The organism is Streptomyces macrolidinus (genome assembly GCF_023887685.1).
GTDB classification, from domain to species: Bacteria; Actinomycetota; Actinomycetes; order Streptomycetales; family Streptomycetaceae; genus Streptomyces; species Streptomyces macrolidinus.
On the sequence record NZ_JAMWMR010000101.1, the window covers coordinates 1 to 883 of the forward strand.

The window sequence follows — 883 nt, forward strand, 5'->3', positions numbered from 1 at the left end:
GACAACGATCCGTTGTCGGTTCAGAGCAGAACATCAACTGAAGAGTGTGCTTGTTCGCTCGAAACCATTAGGGTTTCGGTGGTCATAGCGTGAGGGAAACGCCCGGTTACATTCCGAACCCGGAAGCTAAGCCTTACAGCGCCGATGGTACTGCAGGGGGGACCCTGTGGGAGAGTAGGACGCCGCCGAACAATCTTTGGAGGACCTCTGGTCCCAGCGACTCGCTGGGACCAGAGGTCCTTTTCGTTTTTCCGGTGCGCGCCGGGTGCCCGGATGCGCGAGAATATTTTTGCGGTACCGAAGACAGGAGTCCCACGATGTCCCCCAACCCTGCCGACGAGCGTCCCGAGCGCGATCAGCGCCGACGGGACAGTGGTGACCGTGGCGGCTACCGCGGTGGCCCTCGCCGGGACGACCGCGGCGGCTACGGGGACCGTGGCGGCTACGGCCGTCGCGACGACCGCCGTGACGACCGTCGAGGTGACGACCGCGACCGTGGCTTCCGCCGCGACGATCGCCGTGACGACCGCCGCGAAGGCGAGCGCGACGATCGCCGTGACGACCGCCGCGAAGGCGAGCGCGGCGACCGCGGCGGCTTCCGCCGCGATGACCGCGACCGAGGCGGACGTGCGCCCTTCCGCCGCGACGACCGCCCCACCGGTGGCCCGCGCCGCGACGACCGCGGTGGCGAGCGTGGTGGCTTCCGCCGCGACAGCGACCGTCCCTCTTTCCGCCGTGACGAGCGTGGCGGGTTCGGGCGCCGTGACGACGACCGCGACCGTGGGTTCGCCCGTCGCGACGACCGCCGTGATGACCGTCGTGACGATCGTCGTGGTGACGACCGGGACCGTGGGTACGGGCGCCGTGACGACGACCGTGGCTT

1 rRNA gene and 1 pseudogene are annotated in these 883 nt (G+C 69.1%); both read left to right on the forward strand.

Annotation, left to right across the window (positions count from 1 at the left end):
- Positions 1-74: 74 nt before the first annotated feature.
- Positions 75-191, forward strand: a 5S ribosomal RNA gene (gene rrf, locus NGF19_RS30400).
- A 190-nt stretch (positions 192-381) separates the two neighbouring features.
- A pseudogene (locus NGF19_RS30405) lies at positions 382-883 on the forward strand (hypothetical protein); the annotation flags it as partial.